This is a genomic window from Campylobacter troglodytis (genome assembly GCF_006864425.1).
In the GTDB taxonomy this organism is placed as follows: domain Bacteria; phylum Campylobacterota; class Campylobacteria; order Campylobacterales; family Campylobacteraceae; genus Campylobacter_D; species Campylobacter_D troglodytis.
This window is the reverse complement of sequence record NZ_QHLI01000248.1, coordinates 1-480: the sequence shown is the minus strand read 5'-3', so window position 1 is coordinate 480 and position 480 is coordinate 1. Positions and strand designations below refer to the sequence as shown.

The window sequence follows — 480 nt, the reverse complement described above, 5'->3', positions numbered from 1 at the left end:
GTAAAGGAAAAATAATGTCTGTAAGCAAGTCTTTGTAAGCCTTGGTTTGAGGTGGCTTGGGGGTTTAAAGCATCTTGCAAAGAGTTTGAATTCAAGCCCTCCAAGCCAGCTTGCAAGGGGTTTGAAGAGCTTGAATTTAAATTAGCTTGTGAGTTTGAATTCAAGCTTGTCAAGCTTTCTTGTGAATTTAAAGCAGCCTGCAAAGAGTTTGAATTCAAGCCTTTTAAATTCTCTTGTGAGTTTAAGCCCTCTTGCAAGGGGCTTGAAGGGCTTGAGTTTAAGCTTGTCAAGCCTTCTTGTGAATTTAAAGCAGCCTGCAAAGAGTTTGAATTCAAGCCCAAAGTGCTTAAAGAGCTTGAATTCAAGCCAACTTGTGAGTTTAAGCCCTCTTGCAAGGCAGAGCCTAGCTCCTTTGAATTCAAGGAGTTTTCATTTTGAATGGGGCTTTGAGTTACTCCAAGGTATTGTATCTTGCTTATG

Annotated in this window: 1 protein-coding gene; it reads right to left on the bottom strand. The window is 40.4% G+C overall.

All coding sequences use genetic code 11. The features are described 5' to 3' along the window. A partial coding sequence (locus DMC01_RS14310; RefSeq protein ID WP_185908991.1) for a hypothetical protein occupies nucleotides 1-480 on the bottom strand: 480 nt, incomplete at both ends.